Here is a 24,063-nt window from a genome sequence, read left to right on the forward strand (position 1 = left end):
GAGCATGGTCCTCGATGTCCCTTACGCGGGGATGGAGTTGTACGCGGGGATGGAGTTGATGGGGTGGGCGTCGGTGGCCCACAGGTACTGGACCGCGTACGCCCGCCAGGGCCGCCAGGCGGCGGCGCGCGCGGTGAGCGCGGCCGGGGTGTGCGGCAGGCCCAGCTCCTGCGCGGCGCGGCGGACACCGAGGTCGGAGGGGAGGAAAGCGTCGGGGTCGCCGAGCGCCCGCATCGCGATGACCTCGACCGTCCAGGGGCCGAACCCGGGGAGCTCGGTGAGCCTGGCGCGGGCCTCGTCCCAGTCGCTCGCCACGCCGAGGCGGAGGCGGCCGTCGGCGAGCCGGTCCACGAGCGTGGTCAGGGTGGCACGGCGGCTGCGGGGCAGCGCGAGCGACTCGGGGTCGAGCGCGGCGAGTTGCGCGGGCGTGGGGAACAGGTGCGTGAGGCCGCCCTCGGGGTCATCGACCGGCGTCCCGTGGGCGGCGACCAGGCGGGCGGCGTGGGTGCGGGCGGCGGCGGTGGACACCTGCTGGCCGAGGACGGCGCGCACGGCGAACTCGGCCTCGTCGACGGTGCGGGGCACGCGCCGCCCCGGCGCCTTGCCGACGAGCGGCGCGAGCAGCGGGTCCGCCCTCAGCCGGCCGTCGACGGCGGCCGGATCGGCGTCCAGGTCGAGCATGCGGCGGCAGCGGCTGATCGCGATGGTCAGGTCGCGCAGGTCGGTGAGGGCGAGCCGGCAGCCGATGTGGTCGGGGCGCGGGGTGAGGGCGACGATGCCGTGCCCGTAGGGGAGGCTCAGGGTTCTGCGGTACGCGCCGTCCCGCCACTCCTCGACGCCGGGCACGGCGGTGGCGACGAGGTGTCCGAAGAGGTTGTCGGGGTTGAGCGGGGCGCGGAACGGCAGGCGCAGCGAGAGGACGCCGCCCGCGCCGGTGGCCTGCGCGGCGCCGGGCCGCTTCGGGGCGCGGGCCCGCAGCTCCCCCGGGGCGAGGGCGAAGACCTCGCGCACCGTGTCGTTGAAGGTGCGGATCGAGGAGAACCCGGCGGCGAAGGCGATCTCCGCCATGGGCAGCGCGCTGGTCTCGATGAGCAGCCGCGCGGTCTGCGCCCGCTGGGCGCGGGCGAGCGCGAGCGGGCCCGCGCCGAGCTCGGCGAGCAGCTGCCGCTCGACCTGCCGGGTGCTGTAGCCGAGGCGGTCCGCGAGGCCGGGCACGCCCTCGCGGTCGACGACGCCGTCGTCGATGAGGCGCATGGCGCGGGCCACGAGGTCCGCGCGCTGGTTCCATTCGGGCGAGCCCGGGCTGCTGTCGGGCCTGCACCGCTTGCAGGCCCGGAAGCCGGCCTGCTGGCAGGCGGCGGCGCTGGGGTAGAACGTCATGTTCTCGGCCTTGGGCGGCACGACCGGGCAGCTGGGGCGGCAGTAGATCCGGGTGGTGACGACTGCCGTGAAGAACCAGCCGTCGAAGCGGGCGTCCTTCGACTGTACGGCGCGTACACAGCGCTCTGTGTCGGTGTGCATGTGCTCAAGGATCGCGGTCGGCGGTCCGGGTTGCTGGCGAGAATCCGACATCGACGTCGCGTCGGCGGGCCTGCTCGCGGGTCAGCGCGGCGGCGAACGCGTCGTACGCCTCCTGGCCGAAGAGGACGAAGCGCACCTCGTCGAAGAGCGCGGGATCCGCGGACTCCCGGACCGTCCGGACGGCGATGCGGGCAGCGTCGTCGAGCGGCCAGCGGTAGACGCCGGTGGAGATCGCGGGGAACGCGACCGTGCGCGCGCCCAGTTCGGCGGCGACGCGCAGCGACTCGCGGTGGCAGGAGGCGAGGAGCTCCGAGCGGTCCTCGGTGGCGGACCAGACCGGGCCGACGGTGTGGATGACGTGCCCGGCGGGCAGGCGCCCCGCGGTGGTGGCTACGGCCCGGCCGGTGGGAAGACCCTTGCCGTACCGCGAGGCGCGCAGGTCGCGGCAGTCGGCGAGGATGTCGGGGCCGCCGCGCCGGTGGATGGCGCCGTCGACTCCCCCGCCGCCGAGGAGCGAGGAGTTGGCCGCGTTGACGACGGCGTCGGCGTGCTCCTGTGTGAGGTCGCCCTCGACCAGGGTGATGCGGACGGTCACGGCTGCCTCCTGAGCGTCTTCCACACGGCCTTCGCGGCGTTGTGCCCGGACATGCCGTGCACTCCGGGGCCCGGGGGCGTCGCGGACGAGCAGAGGAAGACCGCGGGGTGGCGGGTGGTGTAGGGGGAGAGGGAGATCTTGGGCCGCAGCAGCAGTTGCAGGCCGCTCGCGGCGCCGCAGGCGATGTCGCCGCCCACGTAGTTGGCGTTGTGGGCGGCCAGTTCCGGTGGGCCCGCCGTGGCGCGTGCGAGGACGCGGTCGCGGAAGCCGGGGGCGAAGCGCTCCAGCTGCCGCTCGATCGCGTCGGTGAGGTCGCCCTCCCAGCCGTTCGGGACATGGCCGTACGCCCAGAAGACGTGCTTGCCGGCCGGGGCGCGGGAGGGGTCGACGACGCTGGGCTGCACCGTGATCAGGAACGGCGCGTCGGGCGCCCGGCCCTCCCGGGAGGCGGCGTGCAGTGCGGCGCCGATCTCCTTGCTGTCCGCGCCGACCTGCACGGTTCCGGCGCTCCGCGCCTCCTCGGCGGTCCAGGGGACGGGCCCGTCAAGGGCATAGTCGATCTTGAAGACGCCGGCGCCGTACCGGTACCCGGCATAGGCGCTGCCGAGCCCCGCGATCCTGGCGAGCGCGGTCGGCGAGGTGTCGAAGACATAGGCGCGGGCGGGCGGCAGGTCGTCGAGCCGCTTGACCTCGTAGTCCGTGTGGACGGAGCCGCCGAGGTCCTTCAGATACGCGGTGAGCGCGTCGGAGATGGACTGCGAGCCGCCCCGGGCGACGGGCCACCCGCGGGCGTGCGCGGCCAGCGCGAAGACCAGGCCGACACCACCGGTGACGATGCCGTCGAGCGGCGCGATGACGTGGGCGACGAGGCCCGAGAACAGGGCGCGGGCCCGCTCGTCGCGGAACCGGCGCATCAGCCATGTCGACGGCGGCAGCCCCACGAGCCCGAACCGGGCCAGCGTCACGGGGTCCCTCGGCAGCGAGCTCAGCGGCAGCGCCATGAAGTCCCGCAGCAGGGCGTCCCACTTGGGCAGGAAGGGCTCGACCAGCCTTCGGTACGCCCCCGCGTCGCGCGGCCCGAACGAGGCGGCGGTCTCGGCGACGGAGCGGGACAGCACGGCGGCGGTGCCGTCGGGGAAGGGGTGGGCCATGGGCAGCGGGGGCTGCAGCCACTCCAGTCCGTACCGGTCCAGGGGCATGGCGCGGAACGCCGGGGAGTTGATGCCCAGCGGGTGGGCGGCCGAGCAGGGGTCGTGCCGGAATCCGGGCAGCGTCAGCTCCTGGGTGCGCGCCCCGCCCCCCACCGTGTCCTTGGCCTCGAAGACGGCCACGGAGAAGCCCCGGCGGGCCAGCTCCACGGCTGCGGTCAGCCCGTTCGGTCCCGCCCCCACGATGACGGCGTCAAGCATCGACGGCACCTTCGGACTCCTTTGTCAGCCGATGGCCACTGCCGCCAGGATAGGCCGGGCCACCGGCGCCGCTGCCCGGGCCCCGGCCGTCTCAGGCGCCGCTGGAGAGAAGGTCCGCGACGCGCCGGGCCGTGGCCGCGTCGCGGGCCGCGGTGAAGGGCAGCGTGTTGCCGCCGCCGATGCGGAACGGCTCCCCCGTCAGCGTCAGGTCGGCGCCGCCTGCCTCCGCCACGAGCAGCAGGCCCGCGGCGTGGTCCCAGGCCAGCTCCCACGAGAAGGCGACGGCGTCAAGATCGCCCCTGGCTATGGCGAGGTACTCCAGACCTGCCGAGCCGCACGGCCGGGGACGGACGCCCTCCACCGCGAGGCCCACGAGGGCCCGCTTCTGGTCCTCGGTGGTGAAGTCCGGATGCGAGGTGGCCACCTCCAGGTCGGCACCGGCCGAGGGCGATCCGGCGGTCAGCCGCTCACCGTTCAGCCAGGCGCCCTTGCCGCGGACCGCCACGGCGAACTCCTCCAGGGCCGGTGCGTACGTCCACGAGGCCTGGACCTCGCCGCCGACCGCGAGGGCGACGAGCATGCAGAAGCCCGGGTCGCCGTTGACGAACTGCCGCGTCCCGTCGACCGGGTCCACTATCCAGACGGGCGCGTCGCCGTGTATCGCCTCGTACGTCGACGGGTCGGCGTGCACCGCCTCCTCGCCCACGACGACCGAGCCCGGCAGGAGCGCGGCGAGGTCGGCGGTCAGCTGCTCCTCCGCGCGGCGGTCGGCGATGGTCACCATGTCGTGCGGGCCGCTCTTCTCCACGACGTCCCCCTCGGCGAGCTGCCGGAACCGGGGCGTCACCTCCGCCGCGGCGGCCTTGCGGACGGCCTCCTCCACATCGCGTACACCGTGCGTCAGAAAGTCTTCGATCATGCGTCCATGAGAGCACGCCGCACTGACATCCCGTACGGCCCCGGTGAACGGGGACTGAACCCCCCGTGAACTCGGTTCCACCCGCTCCCGGACCGCTACCGCCCCACCGCGTATCCCTGCGCCCCCCGAGGATTCGCCGCCGCCGACAGCACCCCACTCCGCGGGTCCCGCGCCACCGCGCACAGGCGGCCCTCCGACCACGGGCCGCCCACCGTCACCTCGTGTCCCCGCCGTCGCAGCTCGTCCACCACCTCGGGGGCCGTCCGCGCTTCCACCGTGAGGCTGCCGGGGCGCATGTCACGGGGGTGGAAGGAGCCGGGGAACGCCTCCGTGTGCCAGTTCGGGGCGTCGATCGCGCCCTGCAGGTCGAGGCCGCCCCGGACGGAGTCCCGCAGCACCACCCCGAGGAAGAAGTGCACCTGCCACTGGTCCTGCTGGTCGCCGCCCGGCGTGCCGAAGGCCAGGACCGGTATGCCTTCCCGCAGCGCCAGCGACGGCGTCAGGGTCGTCCGCGGGCGACGGCCCGGCGTGAGCGAGTTCGGCAGGCCCTCCTCGAGCCAGGCCATCTGGAGCCGCGTGCCCAGCGGGAACCCCAGTTCGGGCACGACGGGGTTGGACTGGAGCCACCCTCCGCTGGGCGTGGCGGACAGCATGTTCCCCCACCGGTCGACCACGTCGACGTGGCACGTGTCGCCGCGCGTCCCCCCGTCCGCGACCACGGTCGGCTCCCCGGCCCCGGCCGCCGCACCGGCCCCCCTGTCCAGGCCCGCGGTCTCCCCGGCGGCCACCGCGAGGGCGTGCGCGGAGAGCCTCGGCTCCCGCCCGCCGGGCGCCCCGGGCCGCAACCGGCACGAGGCGGTGTCCCCGACGAGCCGCCGCCGCGACGCGTTGTACTCCTCCGACAGCAGCTCCCGCACCGGCACGCTCCGCGCACCGCCCTCCCCCGCGTCCCCGTACCAGGCCTCCCGGTCCGCCATGGCCAGCTTGCAGCCCTCGACGAGGAGATGGACGTAGTCGGCGGACCCGTACTCGGGAAGCTCCTCGACCGTCTGCGGCAGCAGGGCGAACTGCTGCAGGAAGGCGGGGCCCTGGCTCCAGGCGCCCGCCTTGCACAGCGTCCAGCCGTTCCAGTCGTACGTGACGGGGTCCTCGTAGGACGCCGACCACCCGCGCAGGTCCTGCGCACAGAGCGTCCCCGTGTGCCGCTCGCCGCTCGTGTCCATGGTGGGCCGCCCGGCCTGCCGCACGAGCGCGTCGGCGATGAACCCCGAGCGCCACACCTCGCGGGCGGCGTCGATCCGGGCGATCCGCAGTTCCTCCCCCGCGGCGCCCTCCCCGGCCTTCGCCGCCGCCTCCGCCTCCGCCTCCGCGATGAGGCGCCGCCACGTCGCGGCGAGCGCGGGGTTGCGGAACAGTTCACCGGGGCGCGGGGACCGGCCTCCGGGGAGGTAGACGTCGGCGGAGGAGGGCCACTCCCGCTCGAAGAGTTCCCGTACCGTCTCCACGGTCTCGCCGATCCGCTCGACGGGGGCGTGCCCGTCCTCCGCGTACCCGATGGCGTACTTGAGGACGTCGGCGAGCGACTTCGTGCCGTGGTCCCGCAGGAGCAGCATCCACGCGTCGAAGGCGCCGGGCACGGCGGCGGCGAGCGGGCCGGTGCCGGGCACCAGTTCGAGGCCGAGGGAGCGGTAGTGGGCGACGGTGGCCCCGGCGGGCGCGCCCCCTTGCCCGCAGAGCACGCGCACGTCGCCCCCGGCGGGCGCGAGGATGATCGGGACCTCGCCTGCGGGCCCGTTCAGGTGCGGCTCGACCACGTGCAGGACGAACCCGGCGGCGACGGCGGCGTCGAAGGCGTTGCCGCCGTCCTCCAGCACGGCCATCGCGGACTGGGAGGCGAGCCAGTGGGTCGACGACACCATGCCGAAGGTGCCCTGAAGAGTGGGACGCGTCGTGAACATGATCGGCAGGCTAGTGCGCGGCACCGTCCCGGGTCACCGTCGTCTCAGCCCGCGAGGAGCGACTCGATCCGGTCCGCGCCCGTCCGCAGTCCGGTCAGCCGCTCCACGCCCGGCGCGTACGGCACCGCCCCCGCCCCCGTCGACCAGCCGGGCCCCGCGATCAGCACCGCCGGATGCCCCCGGGCGCCCCGTACACCCCACTCCTTCTCCGTGACGAGGTGCACAAGGGCGCGGTCGGCGGTGCCCCGCGAGTGCGCCCAGAGGATGACGGCCGAGGGGCCGATGCGCCGCACCGCCTCGTACAGGGCCTCCGCGGGGAGCGCGGCGCCGAACATCCTTGTGGGCAGGCCCCGTTCGCCGAGGACCGCGGTGAGGGCTTCCAGCGGGAGGGTGTGCTGTTCGCCGGGGACGCAGGCGAGCAGCACCGGGGCGACGGGCACCGTGGCGGGCGGCGGGGCGTGGTCCGTGCCAGTCCCCGGGGTCCGGCGCAGGGCGGAGGAGACGTGCCAGGAGAGCAGGTGCTCGACCTCCACGTACCGCTCCCCGCACGAGGCCCATTTGCGGCCGATGGCGTGCAGGGCGGGGGCCATGACCTCCTCCCACCCCGTCGTGAAGCCGTACGCGTCGAGGGTGGTCCGCAGCTGGGACTCGACGGCGGGGGCGTCGAGCCGCACCGCCGCCTTCGCGAGCCCCCGGCACTCCTGCCGGACGGTGCCCAGCGAGAGCGTGCCGGGGTCGCCGCCGCGCCGTGCCCGCGGAATCCCGGCTCCGGCGGGCGCGCCCGCCGGTGTCCCGAGCAGGGCCAGGCGCGCGGCCTCGGCGGGCGGCACGCCGAGCGCGGTCAGCCGGCACATCTCCTCCACCCGTCCCACGTCCTCGGGGGTCCAGCGGCGGTGCCGTCCGTGGTCGTGGTGGACGGGTCCGATGCCGTAACGCCGCTCCCACGAGCGCAGCGTGGTGGGCGCGACGCCCAGTCTGCGGGCGACGGCTCCCGTGGTCAGGGCGGCGTCGGCGCCGCCGTGCCGGGAGGACTCCGACCGCCGTTCAGCAACCATCCCGCGACGATACGACGCACAAGCGCTGCAAGTTGCCGGGTTCCCGGACTGTCACCACTCTGGGGGCGGCTCGGCCCCGTACGAGGAGTGCGCCTCTTCCGAAGTGCCGGGCGCCCACCGACACTTGGAGGCAGAGCAATGGAATTATCGGGAGCCCGCGTCCTGGTGGTGGGGGCCACCGGCGTCCTCGGCGGTCTCGCCGCCTGCGCCTTGGCGGAACGGGGTGCCCAGGTGGCCCTCGCGGGCCGCAACCCGGTCCGTCTGGCCGCTCTCGCGCAGGATCTCGGCGCCCCGCCGGCCCGTGGCTTCGAGGCGTGCGACCTGGACCAGTGCACCGCGCTCGGAGCGTGGGCGGCGCGCATGCTGTCGGGGCTCGACGGGGTCCTCGTGACGGTCGGGGCCATGGGCTTCGGCGCCGTCGAGGACGTGTCGAACGCGGCGGCCGAGCACCTGCTCACGGTGAACGCACTGTGTCCCATGGCCGTGCTGAGGGGCGCGGCCCCGGTGGTGGCGGACAAGGGGTTCCTGCTCGCCGTCACCGGAACGCCGCCGGAGCGGTCGCACATCGAGGGCACCGCGGACTACACCGCCTCCAAGGCGGCGTTGAGCGGCTGGCTCGGCGTGCTCGCCGAGGAGCTCGCGCCCCGGTCCGTCGCGGTCCTCGACATACCGGTGCCGCATCTGGACACCGGTTTCGCCGACCGGCCGCTGATCGGCCGCCCGCCCCTGCTGCCGCCCGGGGCGGACGCGCTGGAGACGGTGATATCCCTGATGGACGAGCTCGCCTCGGCCTGACCATCGGCCCCCGGAGGCGTCACCCGTCACTCGATCCCCCGGGCCTCCTTGAACCGGCTGAGCCCGTCGGCCAGTTCGACGAGCGGCTCGGGGTAGTCGTAACGCGCCCGCTCCGGCGCGGGCAGCTTCCACGGTTCGTGCACGGCCGCGCCTTTCAGGTCGCCGAGCTCGGGCACCCAGCGGCGTACGTAGGCTCCGTCCGGGTCGTAACGCCTGGCCTGGAGCACGGGGTTGAGCACCCGGTTGGGGCGGCTGTCCGTGCCGGTCCCGGCCACCCACTGCCAGTTGAGCTGGTTGTTGGCGACGTCGCCGTCGACGAGCAGGCGACGGAAGTGAGCGGCGCCGACGCGCCAGTCGACGTACAGGGTCTTGACCAGGAAGCTCGCGGTGAGCAGTCTGCCGCGGTTGTGCATCCATCCCTCGTGCAGCAGTTGGCGCATGGCGGCATCGACGACCGGGTAGCCCGTCCGCCCTTCCTCCCAGGCGCTGATGTCCTCCCGCGCCGACTTCTGCTTCCGCGTGCGCCAGCGGTCGCCGCGCGTGCGGTAGTCGGCGTCGGCCGCGGCCGGTCTGGCGGCGAGCACCTGGTGGTGGAAGTCGCGCCAGCACAGTTGCCGGACGAAGTCCCCGGCGCCCCGGGACGTGCGCCTGCCCGCGTCGCCGACGAGTTCGGCGCAGGACAGCGTGCCGAAGTGCAGGTGCGGCGAGAGCTTCGACGTGGCGTCGCCCGCCAGGTCGTCGTGGGTCGTGTCGTACCGGTCGATGCCGTCGCGCAGCCAGGCCTTCCACCGCGAGCGGCCGACGCTCTCGCCGCCCTCGGCGAGCCCCGGCGAGCACCCCTGCACGCCGTCACGGGACGGCAGGGGGTGGGAGCGGACGGGGTCCGGCACCCGCACGGTGCGCGGGGCGGCGAGGACGGCCCGCACGCCCTGCGCGGTCCAGCGGCGGTGGTAGGGGGTGAAGACGGCGAAGTGGTCGGAGTTCCCGGGGGTCACGGCGCCGGGCGCGACCGCCGTGACGACGGCGTCGTGGACGTGCAGGCGCCGTCCGTCCGCGGCCAGCGCCTCGCGCAGCCGCCGTTCGCGCGCCTGCGCGTACCGGCTGACCCCCGCGGCCATGTGCACCTCGTCGGCGTCCGTCTCCTCGACGACGGCCCGTACCTCGTCGACGAGGTCACCCGCGCGCACCACGAGCCGGCCGCCGCGCTCGCGCAGTCGCCGGTCGAGGTCGGCCAGGCAGTCGGCGAGGAACGCCTCGCGGTTGGGTCCCGTGCCGCCGATGTCGTCGATCGCCCGGTCCAGGACGAAGAGCGGCACGACGGCGTCCGCGCCCTTGACGGCGGCGCGCAGCGGCGGGTGGTCGTGCACCCGCAGGTCGGAGGTGAACAGGACGACCGAGATGTGCATGGTGCGGACTCCAGTGGACGAGTGCCTTGGGCTCATGGCGCGGGCCGGTGCCGACCGCTGTCCCCCACTCTGCGTCGGACCGGCTCCGGGGACGCGCCGTGCGGTGCGTGTTCCCCCGTACGGCGCGCACAACGGGACATTCCCTCGCTCGGCTAGCGTTGGGGGACGATTCGGAACATCGAGCCGAGGGCGGCTGCGCCCCGCGGGCATGGAGGAAGCACGTGCACGGTGAGTACAAGGTCCCCGGCGGCAAGCTCGTCGTGGTGGATCTCGACGTCGAGGGCGGCGCGCTGCGGAACACGCGGGTGGCGGGTGACTTCTTCCTCGAACCCGACGAGGCGCTCGACGCGATCAACGGCGCGCTGGACGGCGCCCCCTCCGACACCGACGCCGCGGGCCTCGCCGCCCGCATCGACGCCGCGCTCCCCGAGGGCACCGTGATGTACGGCCTGACGTCGGAGGGCATCGGCGTCGCCGTCCGCCGCGCCCTCGCCCACGCGACGGACTGGACCGACTACGACTGGCAGCTGGTCCACGAGGGGCCGCAGCCGCCCGCGCTGCACATGGCCCTCGACGAGGTGCTGACCCGGGAGGTGGCGGCGGGCCGGCGCCCGCCGACGCTGCGCGTGTGGGAGTGGGCCTCGCCGTCGGTGATCATCGGCAGCTTCCAGTCGCTGGCCAACGAGGTCGACGCGGAGGGCGCGGCCCGGCACGGCATCGAGGTGGTGCGCCGGATCTCCGGCGGCGGGGCGATGTTCGTGGAGCCGGGCAACACCATCACGTACTCGCTCTCGGTCCCGGACGCCCTCGTGCAGGGGCTCTCCTTCCAGGACAGCTACGCGTACCTGGACGACTGGGTGCTCGGCGCGCTCGCCGACATGGGCATCAAGGCGTGGTACCAGCCGCTGAACGACATCGCGACGGAGGCGGGGAAGATCGCGGGCGCCGCGCAGAAGCGCTCGGTGGGGACCGGCGGGGGCTCGGGCGCGGTGCTGCACCACGTGACGATGTCGTACGACATCGACGCGGACAAGATGCTCGAAGTGCTGCGGATCGGCAAGGAGAAGCTCTCCGACAAGGGCACGCGGAGCGCCAAGAAGCGCGTCGACCCGCTGCGCCGCCAGACCGGGCTGCCCCGCGAGACGGTCATCGAGCGCATGGTCGACTCCTTCCGCGGCCGTTACGGCCTCACGGCGGGGAAGGTCACCGAGGAGGAGATGGCGCGCGCCAAGGAGCTCGTGCGCACCAAGTTCGCGACCGCCGAGTGGACGGCCCGCGTGCCGTAGTCGGCGTACGGGGCCGCGGTTCGCTTCGGACGGTCCGGCGCGGGGTGCCCTCGACGAAGGTCAGGAGAGCGCCGGAACCACCGCCGAGCCGTACGCGTCGATGACGTCCTCCCGCGCGTCGTGCATCGCGTACACCGCGAACTGGTCGACGCCCAACTCCCGCAGTTCCCGCAGCCGTTCGAGATGGGACTCGACGGTCCCGAGGAGACAGAACCGGTCGACGATCTCGTCGGGCACGAAGGCGGTGTCGGGGTTCCCGGTCCGGCCGTGGTGGCTGTAGTCGTATCCCTCGCGGGCCTTGATGTACGCGGTGAGGGCCTCGGGGACCATCGAGGAGTGCTCGCCGTACCTGGCGACCAGATCGGCGACGTGGTTGCCGACCATGCCGCCGAACCAGCGGCACTGCTCGCGGGCGTGCGCGAGGTCGTCGCCGACGTAGGCGGGCGCGGCCACGCAGATCTTGACGTCCGCGGGATCGCGCCCGGCGTCGGCGGCCGCGTCCCGTACGGCCCTGATCATCCACTCCGTCAGATACGGGTCGGCGAGCTGCAGGATGAACCCGTCGGCCTTCTGCCCGGCGAGTGCGAGCGCCTTCGGCCCGTACGCCGCCATCCACACGGGCAGCTTCCCGTCCCGCACCCACGGCAGCCGCAGTGTCTGCCCTCCGACGTCCGCCTCGCGGCCCTCGGCGAGGTCACGGATGACGTCGATCGCCTCGCCGAGGCGGGCGAGGGTGTTGGGCTTGCGCCCGGCGACGCGCATCGCGGAGTCGCCGCGCCCGATGCCGCACACGGTGCGGTTGCCGTACATGTCGTTGAGGGTGGCGAAGGTGGAGGCGGTGACTTCCCAGGTCCTGGTGCCCGGGTTGGTGACCATGGGGCCGACGGTGAGCCGCGTCGTGTGTTCCAGGATGCGGCTGTAGATGACGAACGGCTCCTGCCACAGGACGGAGGAGTCGAAGGTCCAGCCGTAGCGGAAGCCGGCCCGCTCCGCGCGCCGCATGAGGCCGACGACCTCCGACGCCGGCGGGTCGGTCTGCAGTACGAGTCCGAAATCCATGGCCCCGGCTCCTCACGCAGGTCACACAGGTCACACAGGTCGAATGACGTCCCGGAAGCCTCCGAGGAAGCCGCCCGGGGAGGGACAATCCTCGGCTTGTTGCCGGGGCTTGGCAAGAGGGACACGGCGGACGTCCGGTCCTCGGATCAGGCGTCGGAGGGTCACATCAGGGGGTCAGAGCGCCAGGGCCAGGCCGTCCGTGACGACCTCGAGGTCCTCGTGGCTGATCGAACGGATCCGGCCCCGGTCCAGGGTGAGGATCCGGTCGGCGGCGGCGAGGCCCGCCCGCTCGTGCGTGACCAGGAGCGTGGTGCGGCCGCGGGTGGCGTCGAGGATGTCGGCGAGCACCGCGGCGGCCGTGTCGGGGTCGAGGCCCTCGGTGGGTTCGTCAAGGACGAGTACCGGCGGGTCGGCGAGCAACGCGCGGGCAAGGAGCAGGCGTTGGCGCTGGCCGCCCGACATCGTGGCGCCGTCCCCGCCGAGCACGGTGTCCCAGCCGTCCGGCAGCGACTCGATCCAGTCCAGGATCCGGGCCCGGCGGGCCGCGTCGCGCAGCTGCGCGTCGGTGGCGTCGGGGCGGGCCAGGATCAGGTTGGCGCGGATGCCTGCGTGGAAGACGTGCGCGTCCTGGGTCATGCCGGTGATCGCGCGGCGGGCGTCGGCGCCCGCGCAGTCGCTCAGTTCGCGCCCGCCGACGCGGATGCTGCCCGCCTCGTAGGGGACGAACCGCATGAGCGCCGCGATCAGCGTCGACTTGCCGGACCCGCTGGCGCCGAGGAGCACCACGCGCTGACCGCGCGGCACCCGCAGGCTCACCCCGTCCAGGGCCGGGGGCCCGTCCGGGAGGTGACGCACCCGCAGGTCGCTGATGTCCACGTCGAGCGGGCCCCCGGCGGGCAGCGCGGCCGGTTCGGCGGGGTCGGCGACGGGCGCCGGGGTGTCGAAGAGGTCGGCGAGCCGCTGCGCCGAGGCGCGCACGTCGGCGAAGCGCCGGGCCGCCGCGGGCAGCGGCGCGAGGGCCTCGAAGGAGACGAGGGCGAGGACCGCGAGGACGGTGAGCTGCACGGCGGGCAGGTCGCCCGCCGCGTGGGCGCGCAGCGCGAGCCAGGTGACGCCGACCGTCGCCGCGCCCTGCAGCACGAGCACCACGGCCTGGGCGAGCGAGGTCGTCAGGGCCTTCTGGCGCTCAAGGCGGGCGATGCGGGCGGCGACACCGCGCGCCCGGTCGTGGGTGCGGCCCCGGGCGCCGTACGCGGCGAGGTCCGCGGCCCCCTGGGTCAGGTCGACGGTGACGGCGGCGAGTTCGGCGCGGGCGGCCTTCTCCGCGCGGCCCGCGCGCCGGGACAGGACGAGGACGAGGGCGGGCACGAGGAGTCCCGCCACGATCAGCAGGGCACCGAGCAGCAGGCCGGCCTCCGGCAGGAGCAGCAGGACCGTGCCGGTGGCGGTCGCGGCGACCACGAAGGCCGCCGTGGCCGGGATCATCACCCGAAGGAGCAGGTCCTGGGCCGCGTCGACGTCGTCGACGAGCCGGGTCAGCAGGTCGCCGCTGCGGAAGGCGGGGGTGCCTGCGGGGGCGAGCGGCACCAGCGCCTCGTACACCCGGGCGCGGAAGCCCGCGACGGCCCGCAGCACGCCGTCGTGGCCGAGGAGCCGGTCGATGTAGCGCAGCGCGCCGCGTCCCAGGGCCAGGGCGCGGACGGCGACGATCGCGACGCTCACCGCGGCCAGGGGCGGCTGTTCGGCGGCGCGGGTGATCAGCCAGGCGGCGGTGGCCATCAGCGCGGCGGCGGCGAGCTCGCTGCCGGCCGCGGCGAGAGCGGCGGGCAGCAGCCTGCGCCAGTACGGCAGGAGGTGGTGCAGGAGGCGGACGGTGGGGCGGGGCCCGCGGGCGGCGGCCTCGGTGTGCGGGGTCATGAGGCCACCAGGCTTTCCGTGGGTGCCGGTTCGGGGTGGGCGGGCAGGGGCGGCGGGGCGATGGCGCCCGCCCGTACCGTGATGATCCGGTCGGCGTGCGGCAGCAGGCTCGTGCGGTGCGCCACCACGATCGAGGTGCGGCCGCGCATCAGGGCGACGGTGGCGCGGGTGACGGCTGCCTCGCTCTCGGGGTCGAGGTGGGCGGTCGGTTCGTCCAGGAGCAGGACGGGGGCGTCCTTGAGGAAGGCGCGGGCCAGGGCGATCCGCTGGCGCTGGCCCGCGGAGAGCCCGGCGCCGTGCTCGCCGAGCAGGGTGTCGTACGCCTGGGGCAGCTCGTCGACGAAGAGGTCGGCCGAGGCGTTGCGGGCCGCTTCCCGCACCTCCGCGTCGCTCGCGCCGGGGCGTCCGAGGCGGATGTTGTCGGCGACGGAGGCGGCGATCAGGTGCGGGCGCTGGGGCACCCAGGCGACCTGGGCGCACCAGTCGTCGGGGTCGAGGGCGGCGAGGTCGGTGCCGTCGGCCGTGACCCGCCCCGAGGTGGGGGCGACGAAGCCGAGGAGCAGCGAGAGCAGGGTGGACTTGCCCGCGCCGCTGGGGCCGATCAGGGCGATGTGCTCGCCGGGGGCGATGCTCAGGGAGACGTGGCGCAGGGCGGCCGCGGCCCGGTCGGGGTACTGGACGGTGACGTCGTCGAGGCGCAGTGCCGCGGTGCGGGCGTCGGGGGCGGGGGCGGGCTCGGCGGGCGCCGGGGACGCCTCCTCCTCGTCGAGGGTGGTGAAGACGCGCTCGGCCACGGCGATGCCCTCGGCGCTGTCGTGGAAGGCCCCGCCCATGGCGCGCAGCGGGAGATACGCCTCGGGGGCGAGGAACAGGACGATCAGAGCGGTGTGCAGGTCCACTTCGCCGTGCAGCAGCCGCAGCCCGACCGGGACGGCGACCAGGGCCACGGAGAGGGTGGCGACGGTCTCCAGGACCAGGGAGGAGAGGAACGCCACGCGCAGGGTGCGCATGGTCGCGCGCCGGTGGGCGTCGGCCATCTCGCGCACCACCGTGGTCTGGTGCCGCTCGCGGCCGAACGCGCGCAGGGTGGGCAGTCCGGCCACCACGTCCAGGAAGTGTCCGCCGAGGCGGGAGAGCAACCGCCATTGGCGGGCGGTGCGCTGAGCGGTGTGCAGGCCGACGAGCGCGCCGAACACGGGGATCAGCGGCAGGGTGATGACGATGATGAGCGCCGAGGTCCAGTCGGTCCACCACACGGCGGCGACCACCGTGAGGGGGACCACCGCGGTGGCCGCCATCGTGGGCAGATAGCCGACGACGTACGGGTCGAGGGCGTCGAGGCCACGGGTGAGCAGGGTGGCCGTCTCACCGTGGCGGCGGGAGGCGAGCCGCAGCGGGTTGGTGTGCTGCAGCCGTCCGGTGATCCGGTCCCGCAGGGTGCGCTTGGCGTCGGCCGCGGCGCGCTGCGCGAGCACGCCGCGGAGCCAGGCCAGCAGGGCGCGCAGTGCCATGACGGCGGCCAGCGCGGCCAGGGGCCCGAGGCGGACCGAACGGTCGGCGAAGCCGTCCGCGAGGACCGTCGCGAGCAGGACCGCCTGGGTGACGATGAGCCCGGCGCCCGCCAGGGCCAGGACCGAGGAGTACGTCAGGTGGCGCCGCAGCACTGGGATTTCCCGCATCAGACGGCGTTCGACGGGCTTCATCGTGGGGGTACCTCTCGTCGCGTTCCGGGGGTCAGAAGTAGCTGGGGTGGCGTTGGCCCGTCCGCCCCCGGAAGGCCCACCAGCTCCAGAACTGGTAGGCGAGGATCGTCGGGATCACCAGGACCCCGAAGCCGCTCAGGATCTTCAAGGTGGCGTCGTCGGTGATGGCGTGGTCGATGTCCAGGCCGGCGCCGGCGCCGGTGATCAGGAGGTACGGGTAGTGGCCGGCCCCCAGGAGCAGCACCGGGAGCGCGGTCGCGCAGCAGGTGGCGACGAACGCCAGGACGTTGCGCCCGCGGGTGAGGTACCACCAGCCGGCGACGAGCGCCGCGACGAACAGGGCGGTGATGACCGCCGAGGTCGCGCGGTTCGTCATCGAGGCGCCCTCGCCGAAGAGGGTGAGGAGCAGCGCGAGGGCGCCCACGGCGGCGGCGCCGCCGATCAGCTTGGCGCCCAACTGCCGCGCCCTGGCCGCGATGGCGGGCTCCGAGCGCAGTGCGACGAAGGTCGCGCCGTGCGCGGCGAAGAGCAGCACGGCGGCGGCGCCACAGACCAGCACGAACGGCGCGAACACCTCGCCGAACCCGATGTGGAAGCTGCCGTCGGCGCGGCGGGGCACGCCGTGCAGCATCAGCCCCACCACGAGGCCCCAGCAGATGGCGGGGACGGTGCCGCCGACCACGATCAGGACGTCCCACATACGGCGGCCGCGCGCACTGTGGGAGCGGCGGCGCAGCTGGACCGCGGCGTTGCCGAGGACCAGTCCTGCAAGGATCGCCACGATCAGCGGGTACAGGCCGGACAGGAGGGTGCCTTCCAGGTGCGGGAAGGCTCCGAACAGGACGCCCGCGAAGGCGACCAGCCAGACCTCGTTGCCCAGGAAGAACGGCGCTATGGCGTCGAGGGCGGCGTTCCCGCTGGTGCGCTTCTCCTCCGCTCCGTCTCGGCCGAGGAAGGGGTGCAGCATCTGTGCGCCGTAGTCGTAGCCGCCGAGTACGAAGTACCCGGCGAGCAGCAGGCCCAGGAGGGCCAGCCAGACGGTCTCGAGACTCATCTCGCTCAACTTTCCGTTACAGCAGGGGAGGACATGTCGGGGGGTGCCGGGTGGGCCCGGCTCAGAAGACGGGCACCGGCTGCTTCTCGTCGGCGCTGCCTTCCGGCCCGTCGGGCACGTCGTCCGGGAGCGGCTCGGTGAGGCCGAGCTGGGTGGCGTCGGGGCCGCGCAGGGCGAAGCGGGTGATCAGGGTCCAGTTCGTCACGGCCAGGGCGAGGAAGATCGCGATGAACAGCGTGCAGGACAGGAGCAGCGAGGTCTTCCCGACGTTGGAGAGCGCGTCCTCGACCGTCAGCTGGCCGTAGACGAGCCAGGGCTGGCGCCCCACCTCACGGACGATCCAGCCGCCGACGGAGGCGATGAAGGGGAACGGGATCATCCACACGACCACCCACGAGGCCCACCGCCAGCGCATCAGCCGGTCCTTCCACAGAAGGATGAGGGCGATGGCGGTGATGGTGGACACGGTGTTGCCGATGAGGGACATGGTGTCCATCGAGATCCGCATCGTGTCCTGCCACGGCACGTAGTTGCCGGGACCGTGCTCCTTGACGAGTTGGGCCTGCAGCTCGGCGACGCCGCTGTTCTCCAGGACCGCGTCCTTCATGGGCTGGGTGCGCTCGATGATGGGCCGCTGCATCTCGCCGACGACCACGACGAAGAACGAGGCGACCGTCGAGACCCACAGCCCCAGCTTCATGGAGGTACGGAAGAGCTCCCGCTCCTCGGTGTGCCGCAGGAAGTGGTAGGCGCTGATGCCGGCGACGAAACAGCCGCCCGTCGTCAGGGCGCCCAGCGAGAGGTGCAGGAGAGCGACCAGGGCGTTGGAGTTGGTGAGCAGTGCCGCGAAGTCGGTCAGGTAGGCCGCTCCGTCGCGCACTTCGTAGCCGACCGGGTGCTGCATGAAGCCGTTGGCGATCAGGATCCAGTAGCCGGAGGCGTACGCGGTCAGGGCGACCAGCCAGATGAGCGTGACGTGCACACCCCTGCGCAGGCGGCCCCAGCCGAAGATCCACATGCCGAGGAACGTGGACTCGGCGAAGAAGGCGATGAGGGTTTCGAGAGCCAGCGGGGCGCCGAAGACGTTGCCCGCGAACTTGCTGAGGCCGCTCCAGCTGAGCCCGAACTGGAACTCCATGACGAGGCCGGTGACGATGCCGACCGCGTAGTTGATGACGTAGAGCTGACCCCAGAAGCGGGTCATCCGCTCCCGGACTGCTCGCTGGGCGGGATCACGGGTGAACGCGGCCCGGGTGTGCATGATCGCCACGATGGGGACGAGTCCCATGGTGAGGATCACGAACAGCCAGTGGATGCCGGTCGTGGCCGCGAACTGGAGTCGGGCCAGATCCGCAGCGCTCATGATGCGACCTTCCTGGGGGGACGGTGGCCGGTTGGGACGGCTGAGGGGGTTCGGTGGGGAGCACGGTGTCGTCGGGGCGGTGGACGGTTTCCGGTGGGAGACGGTGGGCGGGTGCGGGGCCGCCGCTTCGCGTGTGCAGGTGCCGGGCGCCGTTTGCCCGCCACCTGTGCGGTGACCTCGATGAAGACCGTAGGGAGGATTCCTTATGCATTCCAAGACCGGTTTTGCCATGTGAAGATGTCCCGGAAGGCATAAGTGAAGGTGGAGCATGGATCTTCTGCAGTTGCGCTACTTCCAGGCAGTCGCCCGTTTCGAGCACATCAGCCGCGCCGCGGAGGAGCTGCGCGTCGCCCAGCCCTCGCTGAGCCGCACCATCGCGCGCCTGGAGACCGAGCTCGGCGTCCCGCTCTTCGACCGGCAGGGCCGCCGCATCCGGCTCAACCAGTACGGCGCGGTGTTCCTGCGCCACGTCGACCGCGCCCTCAGCGAGCTCGACGACGCCCGCAGGGCCCTGAGCGACGCCCGCGACACGGCTCTGGGCCGGGTCAGCGTCGCCTCCGAGACCCTCCTGACGATCACCCATCTCCTCGGCAGCTTCCGGGCCGCCTACCCCCGCGCCGACGTCAGGCTCTACCAGTCCAACGCGGAGGAGATGGACCGCCAGCTGCGCGCCAGGGAGGTCGACTTCTGCGTCGCCTCGCAGCCGCTGGCCGGCACGAACCTCGACTCGGTCGAACTCGCCCGCGAGGAGGTGCTGCTCGCCGTGCCGCGCGGCCACTGGCTCGACGGGCAGGAGAGTGTGACGATCCGTGAGATCGCCGCGGAGCCCTTCGTCACGACCCGGCCGGGACACTGGCAACGCACCCTCCTGGACCGGCTGTTCGCGTCCGAGGGGCTCACGCCGCTGCTGTCCTGCGAGGGCGACGAGCCGGGGGCCAGCCAGGACATGATCAGCGCGGGCCTCGGCATCGGACTCATCCCGGCCATCTCCCGCCAGGCGGGCACGGATTCCCAGGTCCCGGTCGCCTGGGTGCACCTCAACGCGCCGGACTGCCACCGCGTGCTCACCCTGGTGTGGAACCGCGACACCTACCTGTCCGACGCCGCCGTGAAATTCCGGGAGTTCACCACCAGCAGACCCTTCATGACGCACCGCCTGCCCGACCCCCGCCGCGGGCGCAGGCCATAAGAGCCTGACGGTCCGGCGGACAGGTCCTGGCCATCGGCTCCTGGTCTGGCCGGAAGTGGTCTGGTACGCTCCGCAGCGCTGCCTTATCCCTGGCCCAGGACGTCGCGTGTCCGAACGGCCAGCTGGTGATGGCGAGTTGACCGGGGTGCCGTTTCCCCCGCCGACCGCCGGGCCGCGCCATCTCCACCTACCGTCTTTCCACTTGCCAGGCATCCGCGCCACGGCGCGCCCCCGCGCGCGTCCGGATGCCATCGAGGAGCTCCGTCATGCCCAAAATCACGTATGTCGCCATCAACGGGAACGAGACGTCGATCGACGTCCCGGAGGGCACGAGCGTCATGCGCGGCGCCGTGTTCAACGACATCGACGGCATCGTCGCCCAGTGCGGCGGCAACATGCAGTGCGCCACCTGCCACGTCTACGTGGACGAGACCACCCTCGACAAGCTGGAGCCGCCGAAGGAGCGGGAGGACGAGATGCTCGACTTCACGGCCTGCCCGCGCAAGCCCAACAGCCGGCTCAGCTGCCAGCTCAAGTCGTGCGACGCGCTGGACGGCCTGATCGTGCACCTCCCCGAGCGGCAGAACTGATGACGGACAGCACGACCCCCGAGTCCGTCGTCGTGGTCGGAGCCGGCCAGGGCGGCTACCAGACGGCGGCGTCCCTGCGGGAGCACGGCTACTCGGGAGACATCACGCTCATCAGCGCCGAGGACGCGCTCCCCTACGAGCGTCCGCCGCTGTCCAAGGCCTACCTCAAGGGCGAGGCGGACGAGTCCCAGCTGTGGCTGCGGCCCGCGACGTACTACGTGCGCCAGTCGATCGACCTGGTCGCGGGCACCGTCACGGAGATCGACCCGGCCGGGCGCACGGTACGCCTCGCCGACGGCTCCGCGTACGGCTACGGCCACCTCGTCCTTGCCACCGGCGCGCAGCCCCGCACGCTCACCGTGCCGGGCGCCGGACTGCGCGGCGTGCACACCCTGCGCACCTCGCGGGACGCCGTCGCGCTGCAGGCCTCGCTCGCCGGGGCCCGCCGGGCGGTGGTGGTGGGGGCCGGGTTCATCGGCCTCGAATTCGCCGCCGTGGCACGGGAGGCGGGCGTCGAGGTGACGGTCGTCGAGGCACTCGACCGCCCGCTCGCCCGGGTCGTCTCGGCGCCGACCGCGGAGCACTTCACGCGGCTGCACCAGGACGCGGGCACCGAGCTGCTGTTCGGCCAGGGCGTCACGGCGCTGCACGGCGACGGCCGTTCGGGCGTGACGGCGGTGGAGCTGGCCGACGGCAGCCACCTGCCCGCCGATCTCGTCCTGATCGGCGTCGGTGTGATTCCGCGCACGGAGCTGGCCGCCGCGGCCGGCCTGCCGGTGGACGGCGGCATCGTCGTCGACTCCCGCCTGCTGACCGATGATCAGCACATCTCGGCCATCGGTGACTGCGCGGCGTTCCCCCAGGTGCGCTCCGGCAACAGGCGGCGGCTCGAATCCGTACAGAACGCCGTCGGCCACGCCCAGTCTGTCGCCCGGCGGCTGACCGGTGAGCCCCACGGCTACGACGAACTGCCCTGGTTCTGGAGCGATCAGTTCGCCACGACCGTGCAGATCGCGGGCTTCGACGAGGGGCACGAGACCGAGGTGGTGCTCGGCGACGACCCCGACGCGTTCTCGGTCCTCCTCTTCCGCGGGGACGACCTTCAGGCGGTCGAGTCGGTCAACCGTCCCACCGACCACCTCGCGGCCCGGCGGCTCCTGACGCAGGGCACCACCCTGACGCCCGAGGCCGCCTCGGCGCCGGGGTTCACCCTGAAGGAGCACCTGCGGAGCCTGCTCAGGGGCGGAACGGAGGTGCCGGTTCCGCTCTGACGGCGACGTGAGCGCGCGACTGGAATTCTCTGTTCCGATTCCCGTCGCGCGCTGATGCGCGGCAATGAATTACGGCGGGAAGTGGCGGGAAATCACTGGTACTCGCCCTGCCGATGTTTAAATTTTTGCACTGCGGCGGCCCCAGTATGCCCCCGAAGAAGTTGCATGATGAATTAGGTTCAGTAGCAAAACACTGGAACGGTGTTGATTTGCTTCGTTGAATCGGGCAGGATCGCTCAAGGCCAACGGGGGCTTTCGACGCCTGTCGCCTGCCCCCCCCCACCTCCGCATTTTCCTCACCATTCACCGAGGGGACACCCATGCCCATTTCCGTCGCGGGTCAGGGTTTTTGCATTTCTAAAGCAGGGATAAAGCGCATCTGCATTCCCACCTGAGTATCACTCGATTACCGCTGGATCGGAGTACGTCATGGATGACGTTATACGGGAGATTCGTATCCGCGGGGCATTGCAGCAACCCGATTGGAGCGACCTTTCGCAGCTGAACCGGGTCGGGGAGGCCCTGGCCGCCCGCCCCCCGCTGGTCCAGGGCGACGACCTGGCCACCCTGCGCACCCTGCTCGGCAAGGTCGCCGCCGGCGAGGCGATGGTCCTGCAGTCCGGCGACTGCGCCGAGGACCCCCAGGAGTGCACCCCCCGCCACGTGGCCCGCAAGGCCGCCCTGCTTGACCTCCTTGCCGGCTCGCTCGGGTTGATCACCGGCAAGCCGGTGCTGCGGGTGGGCCGCATCGCGGGCCAGTTCGCCAAACCCCGCTCCAAGCCCACCGAGATCGTCGACGGCGTCGAACTGCCCGTCTTCCGCGGCCACATGGTCAACGGCCCCGAACCCGACGCCGAGAGCCGCCGCCCCGACCCGCTGCGCATCATCACGGGATACATGGCGGCCGGTGACATCGTCGAACGCCTGGGCTGGCGCGACAGGAACGCGGGCCGCGACGTCGTGGGCCCGGTGGTGTGGACGAGCCATGAGGCGTTGCTCCTTGATTACGAGACGCCGATGCTGCGCACCGACGACAAGGGCCGGCTGTTCCTGGGCTCGACGCACTGGCCCTGGATCGGTGAGCGCACCCGCCAGGTCGAGGGCGCCCACGTGGCGCTGCTGGCCGAGGTCAGCAACCCGGTGGCCTGCAAGGTCGGCCCCGCCATGGAACCGGCCGAACTCCTGGCGCTGTGCGAGCGGCTGGACCCCTGGCGCGATCCGGGCCGGCTCACCCTGATCGCCCGGATGGGCGCCGACGCCGTCGCCGAGCGCCTGCCGCGCCTGGTGGAGGCCGTGCGCGAGGCCGGCCACCCCGCGATCTGGCTCAGCGACCCGGTGCACGGCAACACCGTCACCGCCCCCGGCGGCTACAAGACCCGCCTGGTGGACACCGTCTCGCGCGAGATCACCGGCTTCGTCGAAGCGGTCCGCGCGGCCGGCGGCGTGGCCGGCGGACTCCACCTGGAGACCACCCCCGACGACGTCACCGAATGCGCCACCACCGAAGCCGACCTGGACACCGTGGGCGAGCGCTACACCTCCTGCTGCGACCCCCGCCTCAACCCCACCCAGGCCCTGACCACCGTCTCCGCCTGGCCCGCCTGACCGTCCGCCACGTACCGCCCTTTCGCGGTCGAACGGGCGGGTGACCTGGTGGTTTCCAGGGGTTCCGGGGCGATTCCAGTCGGAATCCGTCCTGACCAAAGAAGGACGGCGCATCGTGGGCAGCGACCGGCCGGACAGCGCAGTCCGGCCCACGCCCCCCGCATCCGCCCGACCTGTCCCGGCCCCGGAACCACCGCCCCCGATGGACCGCCGGGCCGGCGCCCTCCCCCGAGCGCCGGCCCGGCCCCCCGTCCCGCGTCCGGCAGGTCACGGCAGTACAGGCACCACCAGAGACGAGTGGGAGAACAGAATCAAGATGCACAACTACGTAGTCGTCGACGCCTTCGCTCGAGAGCCCCTCACCGGAAACCCGGTCGCGGTGTTCTTCGACAGCGACGACCTGAGCGCCGAGCAGATGCAGCGCATCGCCCGGGAGATGAACCTCTCGGAGACGACGTTCGTGCTCGGCCCGAAGCAGGGCGGAGACGTACACGTACGGATCTTCACGCCCGTCAACGAACTGCCCTTCGCGGGGCACCCGTTGCTCGGCACCGCCATAGCGCTGGGGCAGCGCACCGACGCCGGCCAGCTGCGGATCGAGACCGCCATGGGCGTGATCCCCTTCGAGCTGCAGCGCGTCGACGGGAAGGTCGTCTCGACGAGCATGCGCCAGCCGGTGCCCGTGTGGGAGCCCTTCGACCGCGCCGACGAGCTCCTGGAGGCGCTGGGCGTGCGTGAGTCGACGCTCCCGGTGGAGATCTACCGCAACGGCCCGCGCCACGTCCTCGTCGGCTTCGAGAGCTTCGAGGCCCTGTCGAAGGTGGACCCCGACCACCGCGCCCTCGCGAGCTTCCCCGACATGGCGACGAACTGCATCGCCGGCTCCGGGACCGTCTGGCGCAACCGCATGTTCTCGCCCGCGTACGGGGTCGTGGAGGACGCCGCCACCGGCTCCGTCGCCGGTCCCATCGCCATCCACATCGCCCGCCACGGCCTCGCCTCGTACGGGCAGCGCATCGAGATCACCCAGGGCATCGAGATCGGCCGCCCCTCCCCCATGAGCGCGCTGGTCCACGGCGAGGGCGACCGCGTCGACTCCGTCGACGTCTCGGGCCACGGCGTCGTCACGATCGAAGGACGGATGCATGTCTGACCTGGCCCAGCCGAACGGGACGCGGACCGCGCCCGCAGGCGGCGCGAGCACACCGCGGCGTTCGGAGACCCTGACCGGCACCCTGGACGTGGACTTCCCCCAGTTCCGCACCCCGCCCGCCGAACCGATGGCCCTGCTCAGGACCTGGCTGGAGACCGCCACCGCCCAGGGCGTACGCGAACCCCGCGCCCTGGCCCTGGCCACCGCCGACGCCC

Annotated in this window: 19 protein-coding genes and 1 pseudogene; 8 read left to right on the top strand and 12 right to left on the bottom strand. The window is 73.1% G+C overall.

All coding sequences use genetic code 11. The annotated features are described in order from the left end of the window. Positions 1-21: 21 nt before the first annotated feature. The 6 genes from ACFVYL_RS02425 to ACFVYL_RS02450 all read right to left on the bottom strand — a co-directional run bounded on the left by ACFVYL_RS02425 (position 22) and on the right by ACFVYL_RS02450 (position 7,457). Complete coding sequence (locus ACFVYL_RS02425) at positions 22-1,521, bottom strand: AlkA N-terminal domain-containing protein (protein ID WP_389712405.1); 1,500 nt, start codon at positions 1,519-1,521, stop codon at positions 22-24. Between the two features lie 4 nt (positions 1,522-1,525). Beyond that, positions 1,526-2,116 (bottom strand): O-acetyl-ADP-ribose deacetylase, encoded by a 591-nt coding sequence (locus ACFVYL_RS02430; RefSeq protein WP_389712406.1) that lies wholly within the window; start codon positions 2,114-2,116, stop codon positions 1,526-1,528. Then, the gene (locus ACFVYL_RS02435) at positions 2,113-3,525 is read right to left on the bottom strand and encodes a phytoene desaturase family protein (protein WP_389712460.1); all 1,413 of its coding nucleotides are present in this window, start codon (positions 3,523-3,525) and stop codon (positions 2,113-2,115) included. Before ACFVYL_RS02435 ends, ACFVYL_RS02430 begins: the two co-directional genes overlap by 4 nt. A gap of 91 nt (positions 3,526-3,616) precedes the next feature. Then, positions 3,617-4,444 (bottom strand): inositol monophosphatase family protein, encoded by an 828-nt coding sequence (locus ACFVYL_RS02440; RefSeq protein ID WP_389712407.1) that lies wholly within the window; start codon positions 4,442-4,444, stop codon positions 3,617-3,619. 95 nt (positions 4,445-4,539) lie between these two features. Then, a complete protein-coding gene (locus ACFVYL_RS02445; RefSeq protein ID WP_389712408.1) occupies positions 4,540-6,402 on the bottom strand; it encodes a gamma-glutamyltransferase family protein in 1,863 nt (620 codons plus the stop codon). 44 nt (positions 6,403-6,446) lie between these two features. After that, on the bottom strand, positions 6,447-7,457 hold the full coding sequence (locus tag ACFVYL_RS02450) for a MerR family transcriptional regulator (protein WP_389712409.1): 1,011 nt from the start codon (positions 7,455-7,457) through the stop codon (positions 6,447-6,449). Between the two features lie 138 nt (positions 7,458-7,595). Here ACFVYL_RS02450 and ACFVYL_RS02455 point away from each other — a divergent pair, with 138 nt between their 5' ends. Next, positions 7,596-8,252 (top strand): SDR family NAD(P)-dependent oxidoreductase, encoded by a 657-nt coding sequence (locus ACFVYL_RS02455; RefSeq protein WP_389712410.1) that lies wholly within the window; start codon positions 7,596-7,598, stop codon positions 8,250-8,252. A 26-nt stretch (positions 8,253-8,278) separates the two neighbouring features. On the opposite strand, the gene ACFVYL_RS02460 is transcribed toward ACFVYL_RS02455, so the two are convergent. Further along, positions 8,279-9,658: a cryptochrome/photolyase family protein gene (locus tag ACFVYL_RS02460; protein ID WP_389712411.1), complete on the bottom strand. Its 1,380-nt coding sequence runs from the start codon at positions 9,656-9,658 to the stop codon at positions 8,279-8,281. Positions 9,659-9,879: 221 nt separating this feature from the next. Here ACFVYL_RS02460 and ACFVYL_RS02465 point away from each other — a divergent pair, with 221 nt between their 5' ends. After that, positions 9,880-10,944, top strand: a complete 1,065-nt coding sequence (locus ACFVYL_RS02465; protein WP_389712412.1) for a biotin/lipoate A/B protein ligase family protein — start codon at positions 9,880-9,882, stop codon at positions 10,942-10,944. A 60-nt stretch (positions 10,945-11,004) separates the two neighbouring features. Here the strand turns inward: ACFVYL_RS02465 and ACFVYL_RS02470 are convergent, their stop codons facing one another. From ACFVYL_RS02470 to ACFVYL_RS02490, 5 genes are all read right to left on the bottom strand, one after another. After that, complete coding sequence (locus tag ACFVYL_RS02470) at positions 11,005-12,003, bottom strand: TIGR03842 family LLM class F420-dependent oxidoreductase (protein ID WP_389712413.1); 999 nt, start codon at positions 12,001-12,003, stop codon at positions 11,005-11,007. 174 nt (positions 12,004-12,177) lie between these two features. Next, the gene (cydC, locus tag ACFVYL_RS02475) at positions 12,178-13,920 is read right to left on the bottom strand and encodes a thiol reductant ABC exporter subunit CydC (RefSeq protein WP_389712414.1); all 1,743 of its coding nucleotides are present in this window, start codon (positions 13,918-13,920) and stop codon (positions 12,178-12,180) included. Continuing rightward, the gene (gene cydD / locus ACFVYL_RS02480) at positions 13,917-15,623 is read right to left on the bottom strand and encodes a thiol reductant ABC exporter subunit CydD (protein WP_389712415.1); all 1,707 of its coding nucleotides are present in this window, start codon (positions 15,621-15,623) and stop codon (positions 13,917-13,919) included. Before cydD ends, cydC begins: the two co-directional genes overlap by 4 nt. Positions 15,624-15,654: 31 nt before the next feature. After that, positions 15,655-16,677 carry a cytochrome d ubiquinol oxidase subunit II gene (cydB, locus tag ACFVYL_RS02485; protein ID WP_389712416.1) on the bottom strand — a complete coding sequence of 341 codons (1,023 nt, stop codon included), beginning with the start codon at positions 16,675-16,677 and terminating at the stop codon, positions 15,655-15,657. Positions 16,678-16,738: 61 nt separating this feature from the next. After that, the gene (locus ACFVYL_RS02490) at positions 16,739-18,040 is read right to left on the bottom strand and encodes a cytochrome ubiquinol oxidase subunit I (protein WP_389712417.1); all 1,302 of its coding nucleotides are present in this window, start codon (positions 18,038-18,040) and stop codon (positions 16,739-16,741) included. Between the two features lie 268 nt (positions 18,041-18,308). Between ACFVYL_RS02490 and ACFVYL_RS02495 the strand changes: the two genes are divergently transcribed. From ACFVYL_RS02495 to ACFVYL_RS02520, 6 genes and pseudogenes are all read left to right on the top strand, one after another. After that, positions 18,309-19,229: a LysR family transcriptional regulator gene (locus tag ACFVYL_RS02495; protein WP_389712418.1), complete on the top strand. Its 921-nt coding sequence runs from the start codon at positions 18,309-18,311 to the stop codon at positions 19,227-19,229. Positions 19,230-19,495: 266 nt separating this feature from the next. Further along, complete coding sequence (locus ACFVYL_RS02500; RefSeq protein ID WP_389712419.1) at positions 19,496-19,819, top strand: 2Fe-2S iron-sulfur cluster-binding protein; 324 nt, start codon at positions 19,496-19,498, stop codon at positions 19,817-19,819. Further along, the gene (locus tag ACFVYL_RS02505) at positions 19,819-21,090 is read left to right on the top strand and encodes an NAD(P)/FAD-dependent oxidoreductase (RefSeq protein ID WP_389712420.1); all 1,272 of its coding nucleotides are present in this window, start codon (positions 19,819-19,821) and stop codon (positions 21,088-21,090) included. The genes ACFVYL_RS02500 and ACFVYL_RS02505 overlap by 1 nt, the downstream gene beginning before the upstream one ends. 429 nt (positions 21,091-21,519) lie before the next feature. Then, positions 21,520-22,695 carry a 3-deoxy-7-phosphoheptulonate synthase gene (locus tag ACFVYL_RS02510; protein ID WP_389712421.1) on the top strand — a complete coding sequence of 392 codons (1,176 nt, stop codon included), beginning with the start codon at positions 21,520-21,522 and terminating at the stop codon, positions 22,693-22,695. 316 nt (positions 22,696-23,011) lie between these two features. Further along, on the top strand, positions 23,012-23,848 hold the full coding sequence (locus ACFVYL_RS02515) for a PhzF family phenazine biosynthesis isomerase (protein ID WP_389712422.1): 837 nt from the start codon (positions 23,012-23,014) through the stop codon (positions 23,846-23,848). Beyond that, positions 23,841-24,063: pseudogene (locus tag ACFVYL_RS02520) on the top strand (hypothetical protein); the annotation flags it as partial. The gene ACFVYL_RS02515 and the pseudogene ACFVYL_RS02520, both read left to right, overlap by 8 nt.

The sequence above is a fragment of the Streptomyces sp. NPDC058308 genome (assembly GCF_042880275.1).
In the GTDB taxonomy this organism is placed as follows: domain Bacteria; phylum Actinomycetota; class Actinomycetes; order Streptomycetales; family Streptomycetaceae; genus Streptomyces.